This is a genomic window from Pseudoalteromonas sp. 13-15, assembly GCF_001468205.2.
In the GTDB taxonomy this organism is placed as follows: domain Bacteria; phylum Pseudomonadota; class Gammaproteobacteria; order Enterobacterales; family Alteromonadaceae; genus Pseudoalteromonas; species Pseudoalteromonas marina.
On sequence record NZ_CP019162.1, the window covers coordinates 208,027 to 232,278 of the forward strand.

Annotated in this window: 26 protein-coding genes; 8 read left to right on the forward strand and 18 right to left on the reverse strand. The window is 40.0% G+C overall.

The window, feature by feature from the left end:
• Positions 1 to 9: 9 nt before the first annotated feature.
• Together ATS72_RS01010 and ATS72_RS01015 are read left to right on the forward strand one after the other, a co-directional pair.
• Positions 10 to 342 carry a Na+/H+ antiporter subunit G gene (locus tag ATS72_RS01010; protein ID WP_006793387.1) on the forward strand — a complete coding sequence of 111 codons (333 nt, stop codon included), beginning with the start codon at positions 10 to 12 and terminating at the stop codon, positions 340 to 342.
• A 189-nt stretch (positions 343 to 531) separates the two neighbouring features.
• Positions 532 to 747 (forward strand): TIGR02450 family Trp-rich protein, encoded by a 216-nt coding sequence (locus ATS72_RS01015; RefSeq protein ID WP_058428609.1) that lies wholly within the window; start codon positions 532 to 534, stop codon positions 745 to 747.
• Positions 748 to 903: 156 nt separating this feature from the next.
• Here the strand turns inward: ATS72_RS01015 and ATS72_RS01020 are convergent, their stop codons facing one another.
• On the reverse strand, positions 904 to 1,146 hold the full coding sequence (locus ATS72_RS01020) for an RNA recognition motif domain-containing protein (RefSeq protein WP_006793389.1): 243 nt from the start codon (positions 1,144 to 1,146) through the stop codon (positions 904 to 906).
• 220 nt (positions 1,147 to 1,366) lie between these two features.
• Between ATS72_RS01020 and ATS72_RS01025 the strand changes: the two genes are divergently transcribed.
• Entirely contained in the window at positions 1,367 to 2,644 is a 1,278-nt protein-coding gene (locus tag ATS72_RS01025) for a VCBS domain-containing protein (RefSeq protein ID WP_058429159.1), read from the forward strand.
• An 84-nt stretch (positions 2,645 to 2,728) separates the two neighbouring features.
• Here the strand turns inward: ATS72_RS01025 and lipA are convergent, their stop codons facing one another.
• The 13 genes from lipA to leuS form a co-directional block, all read right to left on the reverse strand.
• Positions 2,729 to 3,694: a lipoyl synthase gene (gene lipA, locus ATS72_RS01030; RefSeq protein ID WP_058428610.1), complete on the reverse strand. Its 966-nt coding sequence runs from the start codon at positions 3,692 to 3,694 to the stop codon at positions 2,729 to 2,731.
• The gene (gene lipB, locus ATS72_RS01035; RefSeq protein WP_006793391.1) at positions 3,691 to 4,344 is read right to left on the reverse strand and encodes a lipoyl(octanoyl) transferase LipB; all 654 of its coding nucleotides are present in this window, start codon (positions 4,342 to 4,344) and stop codon (positions 3,691 to 3,693) included. Before lipB ends, lipA begins: the two co-directional genes overlap by 4 nt.
• 19 nt (positions 4,345 to 4,363) lie before the next feature.
• On the reverse strand, positions 4,364 to 4,642 hold the full coding sequence (gene ybeD / locus ATS72_RS01040; protein WP_006793392.1) for a DUF493 family protein YbeD: 279 nt from the start codon (positions 4,640 to 4,642) through the stop codon (positions 4,364 to 4,366).
• Positions 4,643 to 4,811: 169 nt separating this feature from the next.
• Positions 4,812 to 5,975 carry a serine hydrolase gene (locus ATS72_RS01045; RefSeq protein WP_008128128.1) on the reverse strand — a complete coding sequence of 388 codons (1,164 nt, stop codon included), beginning with the start codon at positions 5,973 to 5,975 and terminating at the stop codon, positions 4,812 to 4,814.
• Positions 5,976 to 6,075: 100 nt separating this feature from the next.
• Positions 6,076 to 6,840 (reverse strand): septal ring lytic transglycosylase RlpA family protein, encoded by a 765-nt coding sequence (locus ATS72_RS01050; protein WP_058428611.1) that lies wholly within the window; start codon positions 6,838 to 6,840, stop codon positions 6,076 to 6,078.
• A complete protein-coding gene (gene rodA, locus ATS72_RS01055) occupies positions 6,840 to 7,946 on the reverse strand; it encodes a rod shape-determining protein RodA (protein WP_006793395.1) in 1,107 nt (368 codons plus the stop codon). Before rodA ends, ATS72_RS01050 begins: the two co-directional genes overlap by 1 nt.
• Positions 7,943 to 9,823: a penicillin-binding protein 2 gene (mrdA, locus tag ATS72_RS01060; RefSeq protein ID WP_058428612.1), complete on the reverse strand. Its 1,881-nt coding sequence runs from the start codon at positions 9,821 to 9,823 to the stop codon at positions 7,943 to 7,945. Before mrdA ends, rodA begins: the two co-directional genes overlap by 4 nt.
• 9 nt (positions 9,824 to 9,832) lie before the next feature.
• Positions 9,833 to 10,303, reverse strand: coding sequence for a 23S rRNA (pseudouridine(1915)-N(3))-methyltransferase RlmH (gene rlmH / locus ATS72_RS01065; protein WP_002958522.1), 471 nt, complete (start codon positions 10,301 to 10,303; stop codon positions 9,833 to 9,835).
• Positions 10,304 to 10,340: 37 nt separating this feature from the next.
• Entirely contained in the window at positions 10,341 to 10,658 is a 318-nt protein-coding gene (rsfS, locus tag ATS72_RS01070; protein WP_006793397.1) for a ribosome silencing factor, read from the reverse strand.
• 55 nt (positions 10,659 to 10,713) lie between these two features.
• The gene (gene nadD, locus ATS72_RS01075; RefSeq protein WP_058428613.1) at positions 10,714 to 11,349 is read right to left on the reverse strand and encodes a nicotinate-nucleotide adenylyltransferase; all 636 of its coding nucleotides are present in this window, start codon (positions 11,347 to 11,349) and stop codon (positions 10,714 to 10,716) included.
• 24 nt (positions 11,350 to 11,373) lie between these two features.
• Entirely contained in the window at positions 11,374 to 12,411 is a 1,038-nt protein-coding gene (holA, locus tag ATS72_RS01080) for a DNA polymerase III subunit delta (RefSeq protein WP_058428614.1), read from the reverse strand.
• Positions 12,411 to 12,902 (reverse strand): LPS-assembly lipoprotein LptE, encoded by a 492-nt coding sequence (locus ATS72_RS01085; RefSeq protein WP_006793400.1) that lies wholly within the window; start codon positions 12,900 to 12,902, stop codon positions 12,411 to 12,413. Before ATS72_RS01085 ends, holA begins: the two co-directional genes overlap by 1 nt.
• A 1-nt stretch (position 12,903) precedes the next feature.
• Complete coding sequence (gene leuS / locus ATS72_RS01090) at positions 12,904 to 15,492, reverse strand: leucine--tRNA ligase (RefSeq protein WP_058428615.1); 2,589 nt, start codon at positions 15,490 to 15,492, stop codon at positions 12,904 to 12,906.
• A 290-nt stretch (positions 15,493 to 15,782) separates the two neighbouring features.
• Here leuS and ATS72_RS01095 point away from each other — a divergent pair, with 290 nt between their 5' ends.
• From ATS72_RS01095 to ATS72_RS01105, 3 genes are all read left to right on the forward strand, one after another.
• Positions 15,783 to 16,241, forward strand: a complete 459-nt coding sequence (locus tag ATS72_RS01095; RefSeq protein WP_010555995.1) for a zinc ribbon-containing protein — start codon at positions 15,783 to 15,785, stop codon at positions 16,239 to 16,241.
• A 76-nt stretch (positions 16,242 to 16,317) separates the two neighbouring features.
• Positions 16,318 to 18,756 carry a Lon protease family protein gene (locus tag ATS72_RS01100; protein ID WP_235591620.1) on the forward strand — a complete coding sequence of 813 codons (2,439 nt, stop codon included), beginning with the start codon at positions 16,318 to 16,320 and terminating at the stop codon, positions 18,754 to 18,756.
• A 2-nt stretch (positions 18,757 to 18,758) separates the two neighbouring features.
• Positions 18,759 to 19,235, forward strand: a complete 477-nt coding sequence (locus tag ATS72_RS01105) for an FKBP-type peptidyl-prolyl cis-trans isomerase (protein ID WP_058428616.1) — start codon at positions 18,759 to 18,761, stop codon at positions 19,233 to 19,235.
• Between the two features lie 57 nt (positions 19,236 to 19,292).
• Here ATS72_RS01105 and ATS72_RS01110 read toward each other — a convergent pair whose 3' ends face one another.
• A complete protein-coding gene (locus ATS72_RS01110; protein WP_058428617.1) occupies positions 19,293 to 19,817 on the reverse strand; it encodes a CIA30 family protein in 525 nt (174 codons plus the stop codon).
• Between the two features lie 326 nt (positions 19,818 to 20,143).
• Here ATS72_RS01110 and ATS72_RS01115 point away from each other — a divergent pair, with 326 nt between their 5' ends.
• Complete coding sequence (locus ATS72_RS01115; protein ID WP_058428618.1) at positions 20,144 to 21,157, forward strand: RDD family protein; 1,014 nt, start codon at positions 20,144 to 20,146, stop codon at positions 21,155 to 21,157.
• A gap of 33 nt (positions 21,158 to 21,190) precedes the next feature.
• Entirely contained in the window at positions 21,191 to 22,051 is an 861-nt protein-coding gene (locus ATS72_RS01120; RefSeq protein ID WP_425320030.1) for an alpha/beta hydrolase, read from the forward strand.
• Between the two features lie 62 nt (positions 22,052 to 22,113).
• On the opposite strand, the gene ATS72_RS01125 is transcribed toward ATS72_RS01120, so the two are convergent.
• From ATS72_RS01125 to ATS72_RS01135, 3 genes are read right to left on the reverse strand one after another with little or no spacing between them, the layout of a single operon-like run.
• A complete protein-coding gene (locus ATS72_RS01125) occupies positions 22,114 to 22,788 on the reverse strand; it encodes a hypothetical protein (protein WP_058428620.1) in 675 nt (224 codons plus the stop codon).
• Positions 22,785 to 23,528, reverse strand: a complete 744-nt coding sequence (locus ATS72_RS01130; RefSeq protein ID WP_235420593.1) for a hypothetical protein — start codon at positions 23,526 to 23,528, stop codon at positions 22,785 to 22,787. The genes ATS72_RS01125 and ATS72_RS01130 overlap by 4 nt, the downstream gene beginning before the upstream one ends.
• Before the next feature lie 15 nt (positions 23,529 to 23,543).
• Positions 23,544 to 24,128: a MalM family protein gene (locus ATS72_RS01135; RefSeq protein ID WP_039036654.1), complete on the reverse strand. Its 585-nt coding sequence runs from the start codon at positions 24,126 to 24,128 to the stop codon at positions 23,544 to 23,546.
• Positions 24,129 to 24,252: the final 124 nt, after the last annotated feature.

The following is a 24,252-nucleotide window of genomic DNA, read 5'->3' on the forward strand; positions in this document are numbered from 1 at the left end:
GGTGGCAAGATGATTAGTGAGTGGGTTGTATCAATTTTATTGTTATTTGGCGGCACGTTTATTTTAATTGGTTCGTTAGGCTTATTAAAACTGCCCGATTTTTTTATGCGTTTACATGGCCCAACAAAGGCCACCACTTTAGGTATGGCAAGTATATTAATTGCCGCGATGGTATTTTTTGCAAACTCTGAAACGGGTTTAAGCGTTAAGGAAATATTGATCACTATATTTCTATTAATTACCGCCCCAATAAGTGGCTATATGTTAATTAAGTCTGCTATTCATCACAAACTTAAGCCAAAAGAGGGAACCAAAGGCCTAGACAATATTGAAGATGATTAAGCTTTATTAATTATTACACTATCTAGGTCGTGCCATAGCAATGAGCGTTCTCAAACCGAATAAACAGATTTATTCGGTTTTTTGTTACTAGAGAAGTCGTTAACGCTTTTATTTAAGAGTGATTAATTGAGCTTAAGAACATAATTGTGCGTATAGAGCCTCACAAATTGACAAGAAACTTTAAATTTTATGAATAACATAAACCCAAAAAAATTACTAAACAGTAAGTGGACTGCCACTCCAGCTATCAATAAAGAAAAACACTTTATCATTGTGGAAGTAGAATACGATGAAGAGGCTAACGTGATAGCGTGTATTACTGAGTCTGTGTTTTCTAAAAACCAATACCCCATTAGTTGGCGCGATCTTAAAAACACAGAAAAATGGCGTCAAGGTTGGAAGTAGTTTTAATAAATTTATATAAATCAATAGATTGAACTTTAAATATATAGTTAAAGTAGTTTAAAACCATCAATTTTAGGGAAGATGAGATTGATAAAAAGTAATACCAACAATAAAAAACCAGCATTTAGCTGGTTTAAAAATGTGTTTAGCTAACAGCTATTTTTCATCTGCGTATTTTACGCGAATCTTACTTTTATCAACGGTTAATTGATTAAGTGCTTTAATAGCGCTTTTGCTTTCAATATCGTTTGGCATTTCTACAAAGGCAAATCCTTTAGATTGGCCGGTTTCTTTATCGAGTACTAAGTTACAGGTAGTCACTTTGCCGTGCGCTGAAAACAATGTACGAAGATCTTGCTCTGATGTAGTGCGAGATAAGTTACGAACTAATAATTTCATATTTAACCTAAATAATGGTATCGGTTAGATTATCTCAAGTAACTTGGTTTTAACCTAATTATATTTTTAGCATCGTTACTTCTATTAGTTTAAAACACTTAACTAGCCCTAAAAGCGAATAATGAGTTATTGGTAATAAATAACTAGTTATTAAAATTAATAATTGGTAAGTTATATTTTTAAAAGGTTACTTACCATTAATGTGTTGGGCTGGTTTGTTATGTCGATATTTCGTTTGAGTGTATTAAATATCTATACTGTGTGCTTTTTAAGTTTTTCATTATTGGGCTGTGGGAGTTCAAGTTCGAAAAATGAGTTAGTCAGCACTGAGCTGTCGGTACAATCTGCCGCAATTATCAGTGGGGAAATATCAGCAAATATAGAAAGCAATCGTCAAAGTGCAGTCGTGGGTGAGCTTTCTATAACAGATGAGCAAGCTGGTGAGGCGGTGTTTATTACTCAGACGAGCAGTCAAACACGTTATGGTATATTTAATCTTTCAAGTAATGGTAGTTGGTCTTACACTTTGGACCTCGCTGACACAAACGTTACCGCTTTAGATATAGGGGACACATTACTTGATGAAATAGTCATTAGCTCTGCTGATGGAACTAAAGCGACAATAAGCATTACCGTTGTTGGCGTAGTACAGCCAGGTAATTTTGTAGTAAGTGATGAAACAACCCTAAATGCTGATGGCGTTAATTTAGGGCTCAGCGCTTATACCTTGATAGAAAATGTATTTAATGAAGGTTCAATTGAATCGCCTGATATGTATAGCGGTAATCATGAAGGTGTTATACATATAGTGGAAGATACAGACGCTATTGTAGGTAATCACTTTGTATTTTTAGCTCATCGCGATGAAGACCAAGATAAAGACAAAGGCCCAAGTGATCGTCAGCGTAACGAAATTAAGTCCTATGATAAATCACCCCCGGCAACGCTTGCTTTTAAAAATGAAACCGTACAATACAACTGGAAGTTTAAAGTAAGTAGTGAGCTTGAGTTAACGAGTAAATTCAGTCACTTTTTCCAAATAAAAGCCCGTAACGATACCAACGACAATACCAATGGTAACGACGATCAACCTATCATTACGCTCTCTGGTGCTCAAAAAAACAGTATAGGGAACCAGTTACAAGTAAGATATAGCGCAGGTTTTGATGAAAACGGTAACAGTACAGGGCTTGATAAAAACCTTTTAGAAACAGATTGGTCACTTATAACCGATGAGTGGATACAGGTTTTTGTTCAAGCAACTTTTAGTGAGGAGGGACAATTTGAGATGATCCTTACCCGCTTAAGCGACAATGAAGAGCTATTGAATATAAACGAGCAAAGTATAGATATGTGGCGAGGCGTAAGCGATGATGACTTTGCACGCCCTAAGTGGGGGATTTACCGCTCAATAGTAGAGACCGATAGCCTTCGCGCTGAAGAAGAGCAGGTACGATTTGCTGATTTTGTGATTAAGAAAGGTTCTTTAATAAAGTAATCGACATAATACAATTATAAAACCCACAAAAAAGCCCTTAGTAATTTAATTACCAAGGGCTTTTTTAATGAATTTTAAAAGTAATTATTTTACTTCTTTACCTGCAGCTTGTTGGTCAGCGTGGTAGCTTGAACGAACGAATGGGCCAGAGGCGGCATGTGTAAAGCCAATTTTATCAGCGTATTCTTTCAACGCGTCAAACTCTGCAGGCGGCACGTAACGTTTAACTGGCAAGTGATGCTTAGAAGGTTGTAAATATTGCCCAACGGTTAGCATGTCAACGTTATGAGCACGTAGATCACGAAGTACTTCTTCTATTTCGCTAATCTCTTCACCCAGACCAACCATTAAGCCAGATTTAGTTTTTACTTCTGGGTGTGCTTCTTTAAAGCGACGAAGTAATTCTAACGACCATTTGTAATCGGCACCTGGGCGCGCAAGCTTGTACAAACGCGGTGCTGTTTCTAGGTTGTGGTTGAACACATCAGGCGGTGTCTCAATTAAAATTTCAAGAGCACGGTCCATACGGCCACGGAAATCGGGTACTAAAATTTCGATGGTAATGGTTGGGTTGTGCTTACGAATTTCACGGATACAATCGGCAAAGTGCTGTGCGCCGCCATCACGAAGATCATCACGGTCAACCGAAGTAATTACAACGTAGCTAAGCTTCATGTCTTTAATTGTTAGTGCAAGCTTTTCAGGCTCTGCTGCATCAGGTTTTAATGGGCGACCATGAGCAACATCACAAAATGGGCAACGACGCGTACAAATAGCACCTAAAATCATAAAGGTTGCTGTACCGTGGTTAAAGCACTCTGATAGGTTTGGGCACGATGCCTCTTCACATACTGAGTGTAAGCCGTGCTTACGCATGGCTTGTTTAATACCGTCAATTCGCTCTGTTGACTTTGGTAAGCGAATTTTAAGCCACTCTGGCTTACGCAACATTTCAGTTTTTTCTGTTGGTAAAACTTTAACGGGGATCAACGCCATTTTTTCTGCGTCGCGTAGTTTTACACCTGGTTCCATTTTGACTGGTTTATTCATTCGTTTTCAAACCCTTCAGTATGCTTAACCTGTGCTGCATTAAGCTTTTTAATCATGTGTTTTACGAGTCCTTCACCTGCGCTTTGTAGGTTTTGAGGACCCTCTAATTCTTTTGTTTGCACCATATTCATACCGGCATAACCACACGGGTTGATGCGTAAAAATGGACTTAGGTCCATGTTAACATTTAATGCTAAGCCATGAAATGAGCAGCCGCGGCGAACTCTTAAACCTAATGATGCAATTTTGCTGTCGTTAACGTAAACACCAGGGGCGTCGGCTTTAGCGTATGCTTCAATATTGTATTCAGCAAGCGACTCTATAATGCACTCTTCGAGCCAAGTAACAAGTTCACGCACACCTATCTTTAAACGACGTAGGTTAAATAATACGTACATCATTTGTTGGCCAGGGCCGTGGTAGGTAACTTGGCCACCGCGATCAACTTTAATTACTTCAATGTCGCCAGGGGCAAGTAAATGCTCGTCTTTTCCTGCTTGGCCTTGAGTAAATACACTTTCGTGCTCTACAAGCCAAATTTCATCGGGAGTGTTTTCATCACGTGTATCGGTAAAGTCTTGCATTTTTTGCCAAATAGGCATGTAACGCTGGCGACCTAATTGGCGTACGATTAAAGTGTTTTCGCTCACATCAAATCTCAACTATGGCTTAAAGCATATGGCGTACGTCATCGATATTACTGATCACGTTGTAAATTTCTTCAATGTGTTTACCACTTGTAACCGTAGCTACTAGCGTAACAGACTCATAATTACCTTTACTACTTGGTTTTACTTTTGGTGCGTAGTCGCCCGGAGCAATAGGTTGTAATTTTGCTAATATTTGATCTGTTAAATTAACGTTGGCTAAACCCATAATTTTAAATGTAAATGGGCAAGGGTACTCTAGGTACTCATCAAATTTAGTATTTTTAACTGGTTGAACCACGTTAGTGACTCCTCATACAAAAGTGTGAACTCTATGTAAAGCACGAAGCTTAATACAGATAGGCGTTTAGCAGTGATGCATATATGGGGCGCATTCTAGCATTTTTCAAGCAAAAAAAAACGCCCCACAATGGAGGCGCTTAAATTATATATACTTAGTCATTTACAAGTTATTGCATGATCTGTAAACGCAAGTAGTCATAAATTTTACTAAAGAAGCTGCCTTCTTCCACTTCTTCAAGTGTTACTAGTGGGTATTGCGCAATGTCTTCCCCTTCTAGTTGCAAGAATAAAGTGCCTACTTTAGTGCCTTTAGCTAATGGTGCTTCAAGGGTGTTGTCTAGCTCAAAGTTAGCTTTTAGATTTTTATGCTGACCACGTGGAATAGTGATAGGTGTGTCTTCTAAAATACCTAACGATACATTTTCTTTGTTACCCATCCAAATGCGCTGCTCTGCAAAGCTGTCGCCCGCTTTGTAAGGTGTAATTGTTTCAAAAAAGCGAAAGCCGTAGTTAAGTAGTTTTTTGCTTTCTACTTTACGTGCACGCTCGCTTGAGGTGCCCATAACAACAGCAATTAAACGCATGCCATTTTTAGTGGCTGATGTAACTAAGCTGTAGCCAGCTTCAGATGTGTGGCCTGTTTTTATACCATCTACGTCTAAGCTCTCATCCCATAATAGTGAGTTACGGTTGTATTGCTTAATACCATTGTAGGTGTATGATTTTTCTTTATAAATAGCATACTCTTCAGGTACATCTCTGATAAGTGCGGCGCTTAGCGTGGCCATATCACGTGGTGTAGTATAGTGCTCATCTGTATCAAGGCCATGGCTATTAATAAAGTGGCTGTTAGTCATACCTAGTTTAGCAGCGTGAGCATTCATTAAGTCGGCAAAAGCACTTTCACTGCCTGCTATGTGCTCAGACATAGCAACACAGGCGTCATTCCCTGATTGAATAATAATGCCATGATTGAGCTCATCAACACTAATTTGCTTACCCACTTCGATAAACATTTTTGAAGACTCTGGGAAGTTTTTAGCCCATGCTTTTTCGCTAATTGTAACCATGTCGGTAGGGGCTATGTTACCAACTTTAATTTCTGTACCAATTACATAACTGGTCATCATTTTAGTTAAACTTGCTGGCGCAAGTTTAGTATCGGCTTCGCCTTCAGCAATAACCTTACCTGTTGTAAAGTCTACTAAAAAATAACCCTTTGCATTAACTTGAGGTGGTGCCGGAATAATTTGGGCGCTGGCTGAAAATACGGCGGCTGAACAAACTAAGCCACATACACCTTTGAGGATTTTATGTTTAATTGATTTCATCATACTCATTAATGGTTAAAGTTAAAAATTCGCGTCACGCCATTCTATACCCAAACACCCCCGAGATGCGAGTGTGGTTAGGCTGGTTTGGGTATTTGTCTTACTGAGTGTAAAGCAAGAACGCGTTTTGAAATTGATTTTGTTTTAATTTTTTTAATACTTTTTCTGCATGTTGGGCGTTTTGTATTGGCCCCAAATGCAATCTGTAAATAGTGTCTTTTTTTACAATGTTTGTTGGTAATTTATATTGTTGGCGTAAGCGTTGTGCAAGGGCTTCAATATTTGCCAATGTACTGCCTGCAGCTACTTGAATATACGTTTTATTAGCAGCAGAATTCGAAAGCGTAACCGCCTCAAGCTTAACCTTTGCTGTACCGTGAGTATAGTAGCCTAGCTTATATGCGGCCGCATATGACAGGTCAATAATTCTGTCATCATGAAAAGGCCCACGGTCGTTTACGCGTACAATTACTGACTTGCCATTTTGCGTGTTTGTAACACGAACAAAACTAGGTAAAGGTAATGTTTTATGCGCCGCAGTCATGGCAAACATATCGTATATTTCACCGTTTGAAGTGTGATAACCGTGAAACTTTCTGCCGTACCACGATGCAATGCCTTCTTCTTTGAAATCCGTTTCGTCAAGCATTGGGGTATAACGTTTACCTAGCACCTCGTAGGGGCGAGAAGCACTAGCACTTTTTTGCACCTCAGTAACAATAGCATCCTGCATTTCAAGCGCTGTGGGTGCTCTAAGTGGGGCTGAATCATGGCGCATATGGTAACGCCCACTCGAACCACTACTACAGGCACTGACAGTGATAGTGATTAAGATGATTATTAGAGTCTGAGCGTAACGTTGCATTATTTTAAAAGCATCCTTTTGTCTGTCGCAATCGACATAATAATACCAAAGCCGGCCATTAGCGTAATCATCGATGTGCCACCATAACTTATCAGGGGTAAGGGCACACCAACAACAGGTAGTAGTCCCGATACCATGCCAATATTTACAAATATATAAACAAAAAAAGTTAAAGTCAGTGCGCCAGCTAACAGCTTTCCAAAAGCGTCTTGTGCATTTACTGCAATATATAAGCTGCGGCCAATTATAAACAAATACAAGCTAAGTAAAACGCAGACACCAAATAAGCCAAACTCCTCACTTAATACCGAAAAAATAAAATCGGTATGCCGTTCAGGTAAAAACTCAAGTTGTGACTGTGTACCTTGCAACCAGCCTTTACCTTCGACACCGCCAGAACCAATGGCTATTTTAGATTGAATAATATGATAACCCGAGCCAAGAGGGTCGCTCTCCGGATCTAAAAATGTCAGTACGCGTTGTCGTTGATAAGCATGCATGCCGTACTGCCAAAATGGCCATGCTGCTAATGCAACTGCTGCACTTAAAAAGCTAATTAATCGCCAGCTCAACCCTGATAAAAAAAGTACAAATATGCCAGAGCTTGCAATCAGTATTGATGTTCCTAAGTCTGGTTGCTCTTTAATTAATAATGTAGGCAGCATTACAATCGCAAAGCCGAAAATTAAGTGTAGTGGTCGTGGTGGTAAATGTTTACGGCCAATATACCAAGCCACCATCATAGGTACTGCAAGCTTCATTAATTCTGAGGGCTGAAAACGAGTTAACCCTAAATCAAGCCAACGTTGCGCGCCTTTAGAGCTCACACCAAATAACAACACACCAACCAGCATTAATAACCCAACGCAGTACATCGGTATAGTGAGCCTTTTCAGTGTCGCAGGAGGAATTTGTGCAAGTACTACCATGGCAATGATGGCCACACCCATCCGCGTCATGTGTCTTATCATCATCGCTGACTCTTGGCCACTTGCGCTGTACACAACCGTGATGCTTCCAGCCATCATAAGTAAAATGGCAATAAGTAAAGGCAAGTCTAAATGCATGCGCATCCAAATAGAGCGCTTGTCATGCAGGGCGGTCATAGGGTGTTATTCCTTGCCAGTTCAACAGGGTTAGCTGCAAAGTAATAATCCATTAACTGCCTGGCAATAGGTGCGCCAACCGTGCTGCCACCACCATTATTTTCAACAACAATAGACACAACTATTTGAGGATTATTGTAAGGGGCAAACCCCACATAAATGGCATTATCGCGTTGTCGCTCTTTAAGTGATTCTGCATCGTACTTTTCACCTTGTGCAATGCTCACAACTTGTGCCGTGCCCGTTTTACCTGCAGGGTCGTAGTTTACGCCCTTAAACGCTTTGTGGGCGGTGCCTGTGACTTTAGTTACGGTATTATGCATAGCATCTATGGCTATACGCCAATTGTCAGGATTGTTCAGTACTACAGGTGGCTTTTCTTCATTATTTATTTGCGTCACATCGTCCTCTTTTTTAGCCACTTGCGCTAAGTGAGGAGGGTGGTTAACCCCTTTGTTAACAAGTATGTTAGTTGCATTAGCAATTTGAATCGGTGTTGCGGTCCAATACCCTTGGCCAATGCCTACAGAAATTGTATCGCCAGGCCACCAAGACTCTTTAAACCTGTTTTCTTTCCATTCTTTTGAAGGCAATATAGCGGTGGTTTCTTCGTGTATATCTATACCCGATAGGTCGCCAAAACCAAAATGCGCCATAAAATTACTAATTTTTGTAATGCCTAATCGGTACGCGGTATCGTAAAAGTACGTATCGCACGACTCTTCAATGGCTTTGTATACATCCACATGGCCATGCCCCCAACGTTTCCAGTCACGCCATTTGTGCTCTACGTTTCGTATTTCAAAAAAGCCCGGATCCCACATGGTTGTCCCTTCCGTCACCATGTTTTCTTCAAGTGCTAAAATAGCCATATGCGGTTTAATGGTGGATGCTGGTGCGTATCGGCCTTGGGTAGCCCTATTAATGAGTGGGCGATCTGGGTTAAGAAGTGCCTTATAATTTTTACTGCTAATACCGTGTACAAATAAATTGGGGTCGTAGCTTGGGTTCGAATATAGCGCAAGTATACCGCCATCTTTTGCATCCATTACGACAACCGCACCGCGCATGTCTTTGAGTGCATGTTGGGCTATTTGTTGCAGGCCGATATCGAGCGTTAACACTAAATCACTACCTGGCTGCGGGGGAAGCATACTCAGGGTGCGGATAACACGACCACGGTTATTAACTTCTACACGTTGCGAACCGACTTGACCATGTAAAAGTTGCTCGTAGTATTTTTCAATACCGAGTTTGCCAATATCGTGGGTTGCACGATAGTTTGTGGCTTGGCCTTCTTGTTCGAGCTTGTTCAGCTCTTTTCGGTTTAGCTTTGCAACATAACCTAGGGCATGAGTAAGCGTGTCGCCGAATGGGTAATAACGTGCTAAACGGGCTTCGATACTAAACCCGGGGAATTTATGCTGGTTAACCGAAAATGTAGCAACATCGGCTTCATCAAGGCGCGCTTTAAGTACTTGCGATTTAAAACGGCGCGTGTTTTTTATATCTTTTAAAAAATCTTGTTTTTCTTGTTCTGTAATCGTGATTAGTTGGCTTACTTGCTCTAGTGATTTTTCAAGGTTATCAACCTCCTCGGGGATCACCTCGAGATTATAAACGGGTTTGTTCTCAGCAAGCAGTACACCGTTTCGGTCGTAAATTAGACCGCGATTAGGTGCAATAGGAATAACTTTTATACGGTTGTCGTTGGAGCGAGTTTGATAATCTTGGTGATCTTTTACCTGAATGTTGTAAAGATTAGTAATTAAAACAGCTACTAACCCTAATACAAAAACAAAACCCACAAATGCACGCCGTGCAAACAAATTTGCTTCTGCGGAGTGATCGCGAATAGTGGGTCTTTGTTTTAGCATAGCAAGGCGTTACTCGCGATGATAGGGATGATTGTTATTTAAGCTCCAGCCCCTATATAGGCTTTCTGCAACAATAATTCGCACCAAAGGGTGTGGTAATGTTAGGTTCGATAACGACCATTTTTGCTCCGATGCAGCAATGCATTCTGGAGCAAGTCCTTCTGGGCCGCCAATAAGTAAACTTACATCGCGGCCATCGAGTTGCCATTTTTCCATGTTTTTAGCAAGTTGGTGAGTATCTAGCGCTTTGCCAGTGACTTCTAGCGTAACAATACGATTGCCTTTAGGAATAGCGGCTAATGTTTTTTCGCCTTCAATATGTAAAATACGCTTTATATCGGCATTTTTGCCACGTTTACCGGCGGGTATTTCAATTAGCTCTAAAGCCATATCTTTGGGGAAACGGCGCTGGTATTCAGCAAATCCCGTTTCTACCCACGCTGGCATTTTTGTACCAACAGCAATCATTTGTATTTTCACGAATAACTTCCAAGCGTTGCTTTTAACAAGTGGGTGGTTAGCCCCACAGTTTTTCTAGATCGTAATAGCTACGTGCTTCAGTTTGCATCACGTGTACAACCACATCGCCTAAATCAACCAGTGCCCATTCGCCGTCATTTTCGCCTTCATACCCTAATGGCTCTGAATCTGCATGACGTGCTTCTTTTGCTAAGTGGTCGGCGATTGATTGAACGTGGCGTTTAGACGTGCCAGTACAAATTACCATGTAATCGGTAATGTCTGATTTATCAGTTACGTCTATGTCAACGATGTCACGCGCTTTCATATCGTCAATTTTATCCATTGCAAAGGCGAGTAGTTGTTTTGAATCCAAGGTTTTGTCTCAATTTAAAAATTTAATGGCGCGTATTTTAACACGCTAGGCATTTTTAAGCATCAATTTGATATAGCTGATGCATTTGTATGTAATGACTCACGGCATCGGGTAATAGTTCATTCTTTTTGTTACTTTTTTTAAGATCATCACGAATAGAACTAGAAGCTGCATCAAGCATTTTACCCGGTAAAAAGTAAAGTTTACCACCTAAATGCTCTGTAATAAGAGCGGGGTCCTCCACGAGGGCATGCTGCATGTAGTGTTTAAGCTCACCTGTTACCTGACAACTCTGCGCTGGTCGTTGATATACCACAATATGGCAAAGCTCAGTAATTGTTTGCCATTCAAACCACTTATTTAGTGAATTAAATGAATCCATTCCAATCAAAAATAAAATAGGTGTACTTGGGTACTCTTTACGCAGTTCTTGCAGGCTAAGTAATGAGTATGATGGGCCTGAACGATCTAGCTCTCTTAAATCGAGTGCAAAATGAGGGTACGGTTTAATCGCCGCATTGAGCATATTAACACGATGTTCTGTGCTTATACCTGGTGCCGCTTTGTGGGCAGGTAGTGCGCAGGGCATAAAATACAATGTGCTTAAATTAAATGCGCTTACACATTGCTGAGCCATATTAATATGGCCTAGATGAACGGGGTCGAAGGTGCCACCAAAAATAGCAATCATTTTTTTGTCCAACAGGTTAAGCAACTAATTAAGGCTGTGACACGGCATAGGAATATCGAGCGGTTGACAAAACTTAATACAAATATGTGCGAGTGCCTGATAAGGAGCAATTAAGTTGCCTTGTTTATAGCTTGCATCAAATAAAGCAATGTCACTATTAATTTGCTCAAGTACAGTAATATTTAGGCGATTAACGGCATTTTGCACCGGCCCTTGCTGATTTTTCCAAATGGCATTTTGTTTAAATAAGCTGGCGATTGGCTCACCATTTAACAATCCCAATTGCACATTCATCAAGGTGTTGAGCTCTTTTGTAATCGCCCACAATATACTCACAACTTCAGTGTTGTCACTGGCTAGTTTGTTCAAAACTTTAATGGCTTGCTTGGCATGACCATTTAATAAGGCATCGCTTAAATCAAAAATATCAAATTTGGCTTGATTTAATAGCCCTTGCATAACCAATTGCTGGGTAATAAGTGCGTTGCCATGCAGTAAGGAGAGCTTTTCAAGTTCCTGAAAACACGCTAGAAGGTTACCTTCTGTAGCATTGATAAGGCTTAATTTGGCATCATTTTGCATGTTAAGAGCCAAGCGTTGACATTGCTCATCAAGCCATCGTTTTACGTGCGAGCCAGTCAGTGGGTAACAAGTTACAAATACACCTTGTTTGTCGAGCGCTTTAAACCAGGCACCGCGTTGTACTTCTTGGCTCGCTTTTGCACCTTTAATAATTAATATCGTGTCGGGGTTAACAAGCTCAACGACACGCTTAAAGGTATTACTACCAATTACACCGGGCTTTTGCTGGTTTAGATCAAACTCAATAATAGTGCGTGCACTAAATAATGACATACTTTGATATTGCGCTATTATTTCTTGCCAATCAAATCCTTGCATTAAAGTAAATTTAATGACTTCATCAAAGCCTTGTGCTTTGGCGGTATCGCGTATTAGCTGAACACACTGTGCTTCTTGAAAAGGCTCTTCACCAAAAACTAGGTAAAAAGGTTTTAAGCCTTTGTTTAACTCGTTAGGTAATTGATTAGCGTAACAGCGCATTACAGTTGCGACAGCTCTCTAACAATACGGCGACTTGCTTGCTTACGAATTTCGTTAATTAGCAGCTCTAGCTCTTTGGCTTTGGCAAGTGCGTTATCGGGGTCGTCTTGATAGTTTCTATAAAGCTCAAAGCGTTTTTCTATAGCATCTTTATTGGGGTGTTTTAGAACATATGAAACGCCATAGGCAAGTTCGTATTCAGCAACCTGGCCATTTTTAAATAACGACAACGTTTGGCGTTCTATGGTTTCTTTACGTAAATACAGCTGCGCTACGTTTTTAGATGAAGAGGTAAGTTCAACTTCACTTGCTAACAGCTCTTTTTGTAGCTGTTCAAATAAAGCTGATTTTTCGTCATCACCAATAAGCGTAATGAGTTTTAGATTATCAGGCAGGCTTGACGCTTGCTTTAAGTGAAACCCACAACTAGATAACAAAAAACAGACTAGCGCTAAGGCTAGTCCGTTTTTAATGGCCTTAAATACAGCCATATTAGTTAGCAACCACGTTAAGTAGTTTACCTGGCACGTAAATGATCTTACGAATGGTCTTACCATCAGTAAATTTAGTTACGTTTGCTTCTGCAAAGGCAAGTGTTTCTACTTGTTCTTGTGTTGCATCTGCTGCCACAGTTAGCTTAGCGCGAAGCTTACCGTTTACTTGAACGATGATGAGCTTTTCATCTTCAACCAAGGCTGATTCGTCAACTATTGGCCATGCTGCATCTAAAATATCACCGTCTTTACCTAGTTCTTCCCACAACTTATGAGATAAATGCGGCGTAATAGGGGCAAGCATAATAATTAACGCTTCAAGTGCCTCATTTGCAATGGCAATGTCTTGTGCATCGTTAAGTGGCGCTTTAATTAACTTATTAGACAGCTCCATGATGGCAGCAATCGCCGTGTTAAACGTTTGACGACGTTCAACATCATCGCTTACCTTTGCAATGGCTTTGTGTAATTCGCGACGAAGTACTTTTTGTGGGTTAGTAAGCGCAGACTTTTCAAGTGCTTGGTAACCTGCCGCTTTCACGTCTACTGCGTATTTCCATACACGTTTTAAGAATCGGTGTGCGCCTTCAACACCAGAATCTGACCATTCAAGTGTTTGTTCTGGTGGTGCAGTAAACATCATGAATAAACGCACTGTATCAGCACCGTATTGTGCAATTACTTGTTGTGGGTCTATACCGTTATTTTTAGACTTAGACATTTTGCTCATGCCTGAAGAAAATACTGGTTCGCCATCTTCCTTGTGCCATGCTTTAGTAACTCGACCTTTTTCGTCAGTTTCTGTTTCTACATCGCTTGGTGAAATCCAAATATCACCACCTTTCTCATCTTTACGATAGAACGTTTCAGCCAATACCATGCCTTGACATAGTAAGCGGTCAAATGGCTCGTCTGAATTTACTAAACCAAAGTCACGTAATAGTTTATGGAAAAAGCGTGAGTACAATAAGTGTAAAATTGCGTGTTCAATACCACCTATGTATTGGTTTACAGGTAACCAATAGTTAGCGGCTGCTGGGTCTAACATGCCTTCGTCGTAACGCGGGCTACAGTAACGTGCGTAATACCAAGACGATTCCATAAAAGTATCGAAGGTGTCAGTTTCGTGAGTAGCAGGTACGCCGTTTACTGTGGTTTTAGCCCACTCAGGGTCTGCTTTTATTGGTGATGTTACACCATTCATTACCACGTCTTCTGGTAAGCGAACTGGTAACATATCTTCTGTTGCAGCAAGCTCGTTGCCGTTTTCGTCGCTCAGCATTGGAATTGGAGAGCCCCAATAACGTTGGCGGCTAACACCCCAGTCACGTAAACGGAAGTTTACTTTACGCTCACCCACGCCTAGTGCTTCTAGTTTGTCGGCAATTGCATTAAACGCTGCTGAAAAGTCTAATCCGTCAAATTCGCCAGAGTTTACTAATACACCTTTTTCGGTGAATGCTTCTTGCGCTAGGTTTACTTCAAAGTCCGAGCCTTCAACAGGCGCAATAACTTGTTTAATATCTAGGCCGTATGCATTTGCAAACTCAAAGTCACGTTGGTCGTGGGCAGGTACTGCCATTACCGCGCCTGAGCCGTAATGCATAAGCACAAAGTTAGCCACCCAAATAGGCACTTGCTCGCCTGTTAATGGGTGAGTTGCGTAAAAGCCTGTTGCAATGCCTTTTTTCTCCATTGTTGCCATATCTGCTTCGGCTACTTTGGTGTTTTTGCATTCTTCAACAAACATTGCAATCGCATCGCTGTTTTTAGCTGCTTCTTGGGCAATAGGGTGGCCACCGGCAACGGCGAGATAAGTAACACCCATGAAAGTATCTGGGCGAGTGGTGTATACGCTAAACTTTTCGTTGTTATCGGTACGCGTAAATTCAATGTCTAAACCTTCAGAGCGGCCAATCCAATTGCGCTGCATGGTTTTAACTTGCTCAGGCCAGTCTTCTAATTTGTCTAAATCGTCTAAAAGCTCTTGTGCGTAGTCGGTAATCTTAATAAACCACTGTGGAATTTCTTTTTGCTCAACCACAGCGCCAGAGCGCCAACCGCGACCGTCAATAACTTGTTCGTTAGCAAGTACAGTTTGATCAACCGGATCCCAGTTTACGGTCGACATTTTTTTGTACACTAAGCCTTTTTCGTAAAGCTTAGTAAAAAACCACTGCTCCCACTTATAGTACTCTGGGTGACACGTTGCAATTTCACGATCCCAATCGTAACCAAAACCTAATTGCTTGAGCTGGTTACGCATGTAATCAATGTTTTCGTAAGTCCACTTTGCAGGCGCTGTTTTATTTTTAATAGCGGCGTTTTCTGCTGGTAAACCAAACGCATCCCAACCCATAGGTTGCATTACGTTTTTGCCTTGCAGGCGCTGGAAACGAGAAACAACATCACCAATGGTGTAGTTACGCACATGACCCATATGCAGTCGACCACTCGGGTAAGGGAACATAGAAAGACAGTAATATTTTTCTTTGCTCTCATCTTCAGTGACTTTAAATACTTGGTTTTCTTCCCAGTAGCTTTGTACTTTTGACTCTATATCTTGCGGGTTATATTGCTCTTGCATCTACGATTCCAGACTTCTTGCAAACTAATAAAAAATTGCCGATAGGATAACCCAAATAAAGCACTATTCACAGCGTCAAAAACACCGTTTTTCTAAATTGTAACCTTCATGTCAGGTTAACCTATACTTATCTATGTTAAACGTCAGGCGTGTTGACCTGTGTAGATTGAAATTTGCTCAGTTTAGGGTTTTCTAATCACATTATAAAATGTTACCTAGTGGCCTGAGTAAAAATTCATAAATATTGCGTCAACCCAACTCGTTTATTAGCAATTTTGAAGGAGTACATAATGGCAGATTATAAAGCATGGCTTAGTGATTTAAGCGCGTGGCTAAAAGACATAAAAGATCACGAGGTAAAAGATGCGGTAACTCGTTTTGTTGAATCAGAGCAAGCACTTAAAAATTTAGGTGAAGAAAAGTATCAGCTTTACCGCAATTACCTAAAGCGCGATATAGAGCACCTTAGCGAGAACGACTCCCACTACAACTCGCTTGCATGGCAAGAACTTAAAGAGTCTTTATGGTTTGAACTTTCACATATAGAAGACAAAACTCAGCTGGAATGGCAATCTCTAAACCAAGATTTTAAGCACAATGGGGTGTATCACGCAGGCGAATGGATAGCCATGGGCACATTAGTATGTAAGAATTGCACTCATAGTTATGATGTTTATCACGCCACACAAATTTTACCGTGTATTGAGTGTGATGGAATCTATTTTAGTCGTAAGGCGCTGCACCCTTAAGCATATGTATTAAGTGGGTGCAGGCCACTTAATACGCCCAAAGCCAGCGATTATGCTGGTACAAAAAGAAGTTAGAATGACGAAAAAACTGCTGCCACTACCTGTATCAACGCTTGCACCTAGTATTTCTGCTAATCACGTACTGACGTGCATGAATAATCCCTACCCAGAGCAACTCAATTTTATTGGGCAACAACGTGCACAAAGTGCGCTCGACTTTTCGCTGGGGATGGAATTACCTGGTTATAACGTTTACGTTATGGGCGAAGCCGCACATGGGCGTTACACACTCGTAAAGGACAAACTAAAACAACATGCCAAAGGCCGAGTAACCCCAAACGAATGGTTGTATGTTAATAACTACGACGACCATCGCGAGCCAATAGCATTGTTTATGCAGGCAGGGCAAAGCAAGCAATTGAGTGACGATATAGACTCTTTTTTAGACGAAGTGCTCGACACGTTTCCAGCCGCATTTGATAACCCTGCTTATCAGCGTAAGAAAAAATCAATTGATCGTGAATTCAATGATGCTTACGACAGCGCAATTACCGCCGTTGAAGTGGCTGCGCTTGAGCAAAGTGTTGCACTTGTTGAAGAAAAAAGCTCAGTGGGCTTTGCGCCACTTATAGATGGCAAGCAGTTGAGTGATAGCGAGTTTGCAGAACTTGAAGATGAACTTCGCGAAGCGTTTTTTGAGAAAATAGAAAAACTAGAAGATGCGTTAATTGAAGCACTGATAGAGTTGCCGCGTTGGAAACGTGAATCTAAAGAAAAACTCCGCAACCTTAAAAAGTCGACCGCTGAGCAAGCAACTAAACCACTGTTAAAAGATTTAGAACATAAATACGCCACACATATTGGCGTGCTTCGCTATTTAAAAGACATACGTGTAGAAATTATAGATGCTGTACTTGAATGGCTAGACGATGAAGACGAAAACGAAGAAAATAAAGAAGACTTTGATCGTAAAGGCATGCTCACTGACTTTTTTGCCCCCAATATTTTAGTCGAGTTTAAAGAAGACGATGCAGCCCCTGTGGTGTACGAGCCTAACCCTACCTTTGGTAATTTATTTGGCAAAATAGAGTATGCCACTTCACAAGGTACACTAATCACCAGCTACCGCTCAATTCAGCCCGGTGCATTACACCGTGCAAATGGCGGTTATTTGATAATGGATGCTGAAAAAGTAATGGCTAACCCGCAAGTGTGGGATGGGCTAAAGTTATCGCTGAAAATGCACCAAATTAAAAATGACTTACCATATCAAGATAGTACAGTAGGCACGAGCTTTACGCTTCGCCCGCAATTGATCCCACTTGATGTAAAAATTATTTTATTAGGCTCGCGCGATTTGTATTACACCATAGGTGAATACGATGAAGAATTCGCAGAGCTATTCAGAGTACTAGCTGATTTTGATTACTACTTACCAAGCAGTGATAAGTTACAGTATCAGTTTATTACTAAAGTGACAGAGTACTGCGAAAAAACGCTTAAGTGCACTACAACGCAAGCCGCTATGGTGAGATTGCTTAAATTTAGTTATCGCCAAGCTGAGCATCATAATAAGCTCTCAGCGCGTTTTGCTGATGTGTTAGAGCTGGTGGCTGAGGCAAGTTATTACGCGAAACAAGATAAGCTAACGGTTATTGATGCGCATCATATTGATGAAGCCATTGAGGGTAAGCAATACCGCACCGGTCAAATTAGTGAAAATATGCTTAGTGATATCAAAGAAGGTCATACGTTAATTGCTACAACCGGACAAGCCATTGGTAAGGTAAATGGCTTAACGGTACTGCACATTGGTGATACGTCGTTTGGTACACCGGCGCGAATTACTGCCACTGTATACGCCGGCGCTGATGGCGTAATAGACGTAGAGCGTGAAGCGGAACTGGGTAAAGCCATTCACTCTAAAGGCGTGATGTTACTTACCGGTTATTTAGGTAATAAATATGCCCAGCAGTTTAGCCTTACGCTCAGCGCAAACATTGCAATAGAACAAAGCTATGGCTACATAGACGGCGATAGCGCCTCGTTGGCTGAGCTTTGCGCGTTAATTTCGGCTATTACAAGCTTACCAATAAGCCAATCAATTGCGCTTACCGGCTCTATAAACCAACATGGTGATGTACAAGCTATTGGTGGTGTAAACGAGAAGATAGAAGGCTTTTTTAAGTTGTGTAAAATGCGCGGCTTAACGGGTGAGCAAGGCGTCATTATTCCTAAGTCAAACCAAGTTAATTTGGTTTTAGACGACGAAATACTCAATGCGGTAGATCAAGGCAAATTTAATATTTACGCAGTAGAGACGGTCGATCAGGCGCTAAACTTACTGATGGATATTGAAGCGGGCGAACTCATCGACGATGTATACCCTGAAAGTTCAGTAAACGGCATCGCACTTGCGCGTTTAAAAGAGATTGCCGATATTGTTAATGGCGATAACGAAGACGATGCGGATGACGAGCTAGAAAACGAAAAACTAGAAGACGAGAAAAACTAATTATGATCAATATTATTTTGGCGGTTGTGATCGCTATTTTGTGCGTTTTAATATTTAAAAATAGTAAAAAAGCCAAACAACAGGCGATTGCTAATGCGCAAATTGAAAGCGACTATTTAGTGGCAAACTCTAAAGTAGATGGTGTATTAGAAACTGCATCCGGCCTGCAATATAAAGTATTGCACAAAGGAGAAAACAGCAACACACCTAGCCCAACAAGTATGGTCAATGTGCATTACCACGGTACACTCATAAACGGCACTGTGTTTGATAGCTCAGTAGAGCGCAAGTCACCTATTAGCTTTGGTTTACACCAAGTTATTAAAGGGTGGACCGAGGGATTGCAGTTAATGAGCCCGGGAGACAAATTTCAGTTTTATATACCGCACCAATTGGCTTATGGCGAAAAGCGGGTAGGGAGCATTCCACCTGCATCACTGCTTATTTTTGAAGTAGAACTGCTTGCAATAGAGTCGTAAACTTACCGTGCATGCTCACTTTTAACCGATTAAAAGTGAGCATAACGTGTTAATTTGCTAATCTGCAAATTCAATGTGTGCTATTTCAAGCTTAAATTTTCCCGCCTGTTTTCCTGCAATCATAAAACCAAGTTGTCTAATATCACTAAAATCAATCACTGGTTGCTGGGTTAGCGTACGACCACGAAAAGTAAGCGTAAAATCGCTTGGGGTAAAATTAATGTTAGTCCATTCATTTTCTATTGTTTTAAATGAGTGTGTATACGCAGGTCCATCAAGGTAGTTGGATGTACGCAGCCTTAGTTGATACGTTTGACCGTCACCTTTAACACGTAAATTAATAGTATTTGCGTTTTGGCCCTGTGTGTTGAGCTCAGTGCGGATAGAAGCAAACCCTCCGTTATTTTTAAGCGATACATTACCTTCAAATACCAATGCCTCTTTTGTATGGCTTACTTGGCTATTAGACACGCCCCCCATGACCGAATCGTTTACAACGTACCAACGCTGATTGGCGTTAACCTCTGCGCTTAGCAGCAAAGTATTAAATATAAAAAGAGAGGCTAATTGTTTAGTGGTCATTGGGGTTGCTCCTAAAGGCTTTGATTAACTAATACGATCACATATATAAATTGTTCACTTAACCTAAACTAATTTATTAATAACGCGCAGGCCTTGCTGGCTTTTAAGGATAAAAAATTGTTAAATCGAGGGTTTTTAGTCACTGCGCAAAGTTTGTAACCTAGTGGACTAAATAAAAATCGAGTAAAGCTTCTGCGTCTCGCTCACCCTTTTACCTTCACCATGAAGGCACCTCACAGTAAATAGCGCTTGTTTGAATTAGCTTGAGCAAAAAATAAAAAGCGCGTAAGTTAAACGCGTTACCTATTTTAATAACAAGAATTAAAATGAAAGCAAAAGAAATAGAACAATTAGAATTATCTAAAACCGAAACTAGAGAAGTCATTACCCCTTATGCATTTAAGGTTGATAACGCTCTGTTAGGCATACCTCTAGCAACACCTCTTAAACGAGCTTTAGCAATAGTAATAGATGTTGCCCTAATATTTGTAGCTGCAAAGCTTAGCGCCACCTTAATTGCGTTTGTTGCTGCTATGGCTTTTTATAAAGGCACTGCGCAGCAATACCTTCCTAAAATGTCGAGTGTATGGCGAAGAATATTAAAAATAATGGCGGCGAGTATTTTATTTGTAAGCGCTCTTGCAGTGCTTTCAATTGGCATAGACTACTTAGAAGACGATAACAGTGAAATCGCCTCAGTTATTCAAGGTGTAAAAATAGAAGACGAAATACAGCTTACTGAGTCAGAAAAACACCGTGTAAATGCCTATTTAATTGAAGTAGTAGACGAGAGCTGTGAGCAGTCTTGCCAACAAAATGCGCTTGATAATTTGATAGGGCAAGTACCCAAGTTAGCAGAAATGGACGACCTTCAAAGCCCACAACTTGCTAGAGCGCTTTTACAATTATTAGTGCTCAGTGAAAATAACGAAATAAAGCCTGCACAGTTAATAGAAGAAAAACCTGCGCAAACAACTACAAACAGTATTTTGCAGTGGGGCAAAGGTATTATTCAAGACTTAGGCTTAGGTTTTGGGTGGGCTGCTGTTTATTTTACGCTATTTTCATTACTTTGGCGTGGCCAAACTCCCGGTAAGAAGGTGTGCAATATACGTGTTGTTGCCTTAAATGGCGAACCACTTGGTTTGCTTGATTGCTTTGGCCGCTACGGTGGTTACGGCGCAGGTTTTGCCACTGGGTTGCTAGGCTTTTTACAAGTGTATTGGGACCCAAACAGGCAAGCCATTCAAGATAAAATATCAGCGACTGTGGTTATACAAGGTAGCGTAAAGCAAATTGTGAATATAGAAACAGTAGAAGAAACCGTAAAAGCTAAATAACTAATAGTTATAGGAACGCTAGTGAAGTTTTTAATGTTGACGATCATCACCTTATTTTTTGCAATCAGTGCAAGTGCTTCCGAGTCGGTTTTACTAGCACAAAATGATCATATTGAGTCTCGAATTTTAAAAGAGAGGCGATTTTACAGCGTTTACTTACCACCTAGTTATAGTCAAAACGCTAATGAAACATACCCTGTAATTTACTTACTCGATGGTGATAGCACGCATTTAAAAGCAGTTGCAGGGCTGGTAGAAGCGCTAAGTACAGAGCGTTTAGAGCAACAAATACAGCAAGCTATTATTGTAGCTATTCCTAACAGCCAAAACGCAATAAGAGAGCGCGACTTTACTCCTACCAATGTTGATTGGACGTTTAACGGAAAATTATTAGAAAAATTTGAAAATAGTGGTAATGCAGTAAATTACAGTGCATTTTTTGAAAAAGAACTTATTCCACATATTAATAAAAACTACCGAACATCAAATAAGCGGGTATTAATTGGTGAGTCTTTTGGTGGCTTATTTGCAAGTTACGTACTTTTGACTAATCACACATTATTTACAGATTACTTAATAATTGATGCTACATACATTTGGGATAATAATTATTTAAACCGTTACTTTAAAAATAATCAACTTGAAAATAAAGAGATGGCAGGGAATGTGTATTTTACCTTTGCGAATAACGCAACAGCATTTGGTGATATAGGTAAAACAAATTATCAGTGGGGATTGGCGTTTGCAGATAAATTAAGGAATCACCCAAGTAAAAAATTAACAGTAAAACAGCGTTACTTTGAAAACGAAACACACGGTACCGTTGCAGCACTTAGCTGGTATTATGGATTGAGAAAATTACTTCAACAATCAGTTGTAATTGAGAATCGATAAAAACTATAAATTAAAGTCCAATAACTAGCTAAAGTTTTAGTTAATTATTGGACGATCGAAGACTATTTTACTTTTGTATTTAACAAGACAATAGGAGTTAAAATATGCTTAAGTATTTGCTCATATTTATCGTTATCAGTTAAGTCAGGGGCATGTAGATCTAGGCCAACCTCATGAAAATTATTTTTTTCAACGTCATTATAATATTGTAAGGCGATACTAATTGCAGGCCTGAATTCGACTGAGTCTCTTGACCTTGTCAATACGTGCTGCTCAACACCACTCCAAGTTGCAGTGCCATCTACTATTTTAATTGAATTTTCTTTTGGGTGGATAACCAGCAAATTGCCAATATTTGGATACGTTTGCTTAATGCTGTTAAACGTAAATTGTATAGCTGCTTGCACTCGTTCTGATTCGAGTTTGCCTGTTTTTGTGTTAAAAGCACCGCCTTGTTCAATAATAAAGTTATCAAACATGGGTTGAACTTTAGGGTTTAGGTTAGTTAAGTTATATTTTTTTGAAAAGTTAATTACGTTATTATCAAATGCTTCTCTATAGAGTGCTTTGTTACCGGTATTGGCTGTTGGTAACCATATATAGGCTAGGTTACTATGTGTTGCCGGTTTAGCGATTGTAATTCCATTCGCTATCACTTTAGGGTCGCTATTGTATTGAAATAGTTTGCAACCGACTAAATTTAGTAAAACGATGATGACAACCATGTGTTTAATCATTTTTTCGTCTTCCAAGTGTCGATTGTTTTTAATGCGAACTGTAATGCACTATCCAATTTTGCAGGGTCTTTAAATAATTTATCGGCATCTTTCACAATAATTTCTTCATCACTGTTAAATTGTGCCACTAACTCAATACCTCCAGAGCCCATAGTTAAGAGTGTGTCTTTCTCATCTCTAATTCTGATATACACTCTGCTTCCTGGCACATAACCTTGTTCGTTTTGAAATAACGATACGAATATATCACCCCCATCGGCACCACCTTCAAGGTAAGACTCTTCTTGGCCATACCACTTGGCTACGTGGCCTAATAAAATACTGTTTGTAAAATGTGCGCGTACAGTATCAACACCTGCAAACACAAAAGCATTTACACCGAGGTTTGTTTTTGTAGTGGCAAGCGCTTCTTTCCAGAGTTCATTACGTAGGTTTTCATTTGCTTGTCCTGTAAGCGGGTCGTATAAGTTCTCAGCGTTATCTAATAATTGATTAAATACCGTATAAACTTCGCTGGCGTCTACTACTTTAAAACCACGCGCTTCAAGTGCTTTTTTTATTGGCGCTTTATAATGGTTTTTTAATTGTTTTTCAAAATAAGTGAGATCTTCTTCAACATAAAAACCGCCAAATCCAAGTACCTGATAATTTGCTTTTAGTTGTCCCGTATTCATGTAGTTTGGTGAGGATTTACATCCACTTAATATGACAAGGATAATAATGGTAAAAATATATCTCATAAAAACTCCTGAAAATTAAAGTAATTTGATACCAATTTTAGCGAACGATGTAAGGGTAAGTTGCCTATATTCACTTCCACCAACTTGTGAGCGCCAATTGATTGTTGTTTTTTTATTATTCAAACTGCTATCAGTATAAAAAATTAAGTATTTGGCTTCCTCTGGTAGAGTAAATTGAGTTTTGTAATATAGGTTACCAGCTAAATCTAATGTTGTTGGTAAACCATTTTCCCACGCCTCATAAGGTTTAAGGTGTTTTATAACCTGCTTTGATTTATCTAACAGTATTAACTCAGGGTAAACAAGCGTTGCTGTTTGAACAAATGCGCCATTGGCGTAACTAAAAACTTGAGCGAAGCGGCTATTATTTGGTTTTTCAATTGCAATGAATGGGCTTTTGGCTTCATTAAAAATTCTAATAGGCTGGTTTTTCAAATCAAAAGAGGTCAGCTTGTTTATTTGCTGTGTTGCAAATGCAATGTCGCTTAAGTTGGTACAGCAGGCGGGATTACTTTTTAGTCTTGATAGGTCACTTTTAGCTGAATTAGCGCAGCCAAACAATAATATGACTAAGGTTGCTATGCTTATTACTTTTTTCATAAATATTTTAATTATTATTAGTATATTGATACTAACTAATATGAAATAAGACTGAAACACATAAATTTATAATATGTAACTCAATGTAAATAAAATTAAATATGAATTGTTCACACAAGCTTAT